The 4,239-nt window shown below is 40.6% G+C and carries 4 protein-coding genes; all 4 read left to right on the forward strand.

Annotated features, from left to right (window positions below):
• Positions 1–249: 249 nt before the first annotated feature.
• The 4 genes from AC1DUW_RS22020 to AC1DUW_RS22035 all read left to right on the forward strand — a co-directional run bounded on the left by AC1DUW_RS22020 (position 250) and on the right by AC1DUW_RS22035 (position 4,208).
• On the forward strand, positions 250–1,434 hold the full coding sequence (locus AC1DUW_RS22020) for an ABC transporter substrate-binding protein (protein WP_477643462.1): 1,185 nt from the start codon (positions 250–252) through the stop codon (positions 1,432–1,434).
• 165 nt (positions 1,435–1,599) lie between these two features.
• Positions 1,600–2,478, forward strand: coding sequence for a branched-chain amino acid ABC transporter permease (locus AC1DUW_RS22025; RefSeq protein ID WP_053347110.1), 879 nt, complete (start codon positions 1,600–1,602; stop codon positions 2,476–2,478).
• 13 nt (positions 2,479–2,491) lie between these two features.
• Complete coding sequence (locus AC1DUW_RS22030; RefSeq protein WP_477643463.1) at positions 2,492–3,454, forward strand: branched-chain amino acid ABC transporter permease; 963 nt, start codon at positions 2,492–2,494, stop codon at positions 3,452–3,454.
• Positions 3,429–4,208 (forward strand): ABC transporter ATP-binding protein, encoded by a 780-nt coding sequence (locus tag AC1DUW_RS22035; protein ID WP_053347108.1) that lies wholly within the window; start codon positions 3,429–3,431, stop codon positions 4,206–4,208. Before AC1DUW_RS22030 ends, AC1DUW_RS22035 begins: the two co-directional genes overlap by 26 nt.
• Positions 4,209–4,239 lie beyond the last annotated feature (31 nt).

The raw sequence follows: 4,239 nt of genomic DNA on the forward strand, positions 1-4,239 counted from the left end.
ATAATACAGGCTATTTTCACAATAATTAAAATATATAAAAATAGAAACAGTGAGTAGCCTCTGTGAAAAATATACCATTTAGCAAAATATTCATTCAATTATTGTATAGACGGAATGAAATTTATGCGGTAAACTAATTTTCGAAATATTTATTTAATTATAAACATTTAATCTAATCAATTTTTTCTGGGGCGTTTTGAATAAATATTCATGCATCAGAGCTATGATTACAAAATGGAGGGGTTAATTATGAAAAAGAAAAAATTAGCAGGTGCATTCCTTTCTTTAACACTTGCAGCAGGCGTTTTAGCAGGTTGTTCCGGCGGCTCTGGTTCATCAGAGAAATCAAGTGGGGATGGAGAAACAATCAAGATCGGGGYCAACCTTGAATTATCAGGTGGTGTAGCTTCATATGGTCAATCGATTGCGGAAGGTCTAGAGCTTGCGACTGCAGAGATTAACAAAGAAGGAATTGACGGTAAAAAAATCAAACTTATAAAAGTTGATAATAAATCTGAAGCGTCTGAAGCAACAAGCGGTGCTATCAAGCTGACTTCACAAGATCAGGTTACAGCAATTGTTGGTGCAGCTACAAGTACGAACACGATTGCACAAGTACAGATTGCACAAGATAATAAAGTTCCAGTTATCAGCCCTTCTGGGACAAGCCCGGAAATCACATACAAAGATGATAAATTGAACGATTATATTTTCAGAACAAGCTTCATCGATCCGTTCCAAGGTACAGTTGCTGCGAATTTTGCAACTAGTGAAGTCAAAGCAAAAAGTGCTGCCATCTATATTGATAGCGCAAGTGATTATTCAAAAGGATTAGCGGCAGCCTTTAAAGAACAATTCATTGCAAATGGCGGGAAAATCGTTGCAGAAGAAGCTTACATCGCGAAGGATACTGATTTCCGTTCTACATTGACTCGTTTGAAATCAGCAAAACCGGATTTTATTTTCCTACCTGGTTATTATGAAGAAGCTGGTCTGATTGTGAAACAGGCTCGTGAAACTGGACTTGACGTACCATTTATGGGCGGTGACGGATGGGACTCTCCTAAACTAGTAGAAATTGCCGGTGAAAAAGCGCTAAATAACACATTCATCACGAACCATTATTCTTCAGGTGATCCCGATGAGAAAATTCAGAATTTTGTGTCAGCATTTAAAGCGAAATACAAAGATAAATCTCCTGATGCTTTTAATGCTTTAGGATACGACACAGGATACTACCTTGCAGATGCTATTAAACGGGCAGGCTCGACAGATTCAGAAAAAATTAAGGATGCCCTTGAGAAGACAAAAGACCTTGAACTTGTAACTGGGACATTCACATTGGATGAAAAACACAATCCAATCAAATCTGCTACCATTCTTGAGTTTAAAGATGGGAAACAAGTATTTAACACAAAAATCAATCCTGAATGATAGAGTAAAAGTTTTAATCCTTTCGCCGGCCTTTCTTACAATAGAAGGTGCTGGCGAATTCTCATTTTTCTAGTATATATAGGCTTATGGAACTTCCATTTTGAGTGGAAACGAGAGTCTGAACTTGCCATATTATAAAATTAGATTTTTCAAGGAGAGTCGAACATGGAATTGATACAACAGCTAATTAACGGGGTTTCACTAGGAAGTATTTATGCCCTTATCGCTCTCGGTTATACGATGGTTTACGGGATTGTTAAATTAATTAACTTTGCCCATGGTGATGTTTTCATGGTTGGGTCATTCGTTGGTTTTTACTCAATAACGGTTCTGGATCTATCATTCGTACCTGCTCTATTAATCTCGATGACAGTCTGCGCTCTCTTTGGGGTATTAATCGAGCGGATTGCGTACAAGCCGTTGAGGAACGCAACGCGTATTGCCGCACTTATCACAGCTATAGGGGTTTCGCTTTTAATCGAATATGGATTCATCTACGTTCGTGGTGCACAGCCAGAGGCTTATCCAAGTGATGTATTGCCAACAGACAAATTTAATATCTTTGGAGTTTCTATCAACAGTCAATCGGTTTTAATTTTCGGTGTAGCTGTAGTTTTAATGATCATTTTACAAATCATCGTTCATAAAACAAAAATAGGAAAAGCCATGCGTGCCGTTTCTTTTGACGCGGATGCGGCTAAGTTGATGGGAATAAATGTTAATAACACAATTTCGGCTACATTTGCAATCGGTTCCGCTTTAGCTGGAGCAGCAGGTGTTATTTTCGGTATTTATTATATTAAAATTGAGCCGCTTATGGGTGTACTGCCAGGTTTGAAGGCATTTGTTGCTGCCGTACTTGGAGGAATCGGGATTATACCGGGCGCGATGGTTGGAGGTTTACTGCTTGGTGTCATCGAGGCATTGGTCAGTGCCGCCGGTTACTCATTATGGCGTGATGCTGTAGCCTTTATCGTACTGATTCTTATCTTGATTTTCATGCCACAAGGCTTATTCGGTAAAAACAAAAAAGAAAAAGTATAGGGGAGACAAAGCAATGACTACATTTAAGCGAGCAAAAGGTTTTTGGCTCTCGATTTCGCTATCACTGATCTTTTTCGCCGTGATTCAAGTTTTAATCGGCGGCGGATCGCTAAATCCTTTTTATCAAAATACGCTCATGTTCATCGGGATTAATATTATCCTAGCAGCAAGCTTACACTTAATCATCGGGGTGACCGGACAGTTTTCCATCGGACATGCTGGATTCCTGGCAGTTGGTGCCTATGCTTCAGCAATAATGACCATGAAGTTAGAAATGCCGTTTGTTGTGGCATTGATAGTTGGCGGTTTGGTGGCAGCGGTGGCCGGTTTGATCATCGGAATCCCAAGTTTACGTCTTAAAGGAGACTACTTGGCGATTGCGACCCTCGGTTTTGGGGAAATCGTCCGGATTATTCTTTTGAATATTGATTATGTTGGAGGGGCGAGTGGCATGCAGGTTTCCCATTTCACTACTTGGCCATGGGTGTTTGCTGCCGTTCTCGTTACGATCATCGTTATCCGAAACTTTACAAGCTCAACCCACGGAAGAGCCTGCATTTCGATCCGCGAGGACGAAACGGCTGCAGATTCGATGGGAATTAATACGACGTATTACAAAGTTGTCGCGTTTGCGATTGGTGCTTTTTTTGCAGGGATTGCTGGAGGGTTATACGCGCATAACTTCTATATTATCCAGCCATCGAACTTCGGATTCTTGAAATCATTTGATATTTTGATTTTAGTAGTACTTGGTGGTCTTGGAAGTCTTTCCGGTGCCGTATTGGCCGCAATATTACTAACGGTTGTTACGACTTTCCTGCAAGATTACCCGGAAACACGAATGATCATCTACAGCCTGGTGCTTATCGTGATGATGATCTATCGTCCACAAGGTTTAATGGGCACAAAAGAAATAACATCTATGTTCAAACGTAAAGGAGGCAGCAGCCATGAAAACAAAAACACCGCTGCTTAAAGTCGATTCGGTCGGCATCCAGTTCGGCGGGCTTAAAGCCGTTTCTGATGTTAACGTCGAGTTATATCCAGGAGAACTAATTGGCTTGATTGGGCCGAACGGCGCTGGAAAAACAACTTTCTTTAACTTGCTGACAGGAGTTTACGTCCCTACAGAGGGCACGATTTCTTTAGAAGGTGAGAACTTAAGAAAACTGCCACCATATAAAATCACACAAAAAGGGATCAGTCGTACATTCCAAAACATTCGTTTGTTCAGTGAACTTTCAGTGATTGATAATGTAAAAGTTGCCTATCATTCTCTTTCGAAACATAGTATTTTAAGTTCGATCTTCCGTTTGCCTATCCATTTTAAAGGGGAAAAGGAGATGGATGATAAGGCCATTGAGTTCTTGAAAATTTTTAACCTGGATCAATACAAGGATGAAAAGGCAAAAAACCTGCCATATGGTAAACAGCGACGCTTGGAAATAGCCCGTGCGCTTGCCGCAAATCCGAAACTGCTTTTACTAGATGAACCGGCAGCCGGGATGAACCCGCAGGAAACGCATGAACTAATGAACTTGATTGCCCTCATCCGTGAAAAATTTGACCTGACCGTTTTATTGATTGAACATGATATGCCGCTTGTCATGGGTGTTTGCGAACGCATATACGTACTCGATCACGGACAGCTAATCGCTCAAGGAAAGCCAGAAGAAATTCGTAACAATCCAAAAGTCATCGAGGCCTATCTTGGCGAGGAGGTTTCATAATGTTAAAAATCGAGGACATTAACGTATATTA

It is taken from the genome of Peribacillus sp. P4_C12 (assembly GCF_056402095.1).

Excerpts from the sequence above, each read along its gene's own strand:
- AC1DUW_RS22025 (WP_053347110.1), top strand. The coding sequence starts at position 1,600 with ATGGAATTGATACAACAGCTAATTAACGGGGTTTCACTAGGAAGTATT.
- AC1DUW_RS22030 (WP_477643463.1), top strand. The coding sequence starts at position 2,492 with ATGACTACATTTAAGCGAGCAAAAGGTTTTTGGCTCTCGATTTCGCTA.
- AC1DUW_RS22035 (WP_053347108.1), top strand. The coding sequence starts at position 3,429 with ATGAAAACAAAAACACCGCTGCTTAAAGTCGATTCGGTCGGCATCCAG.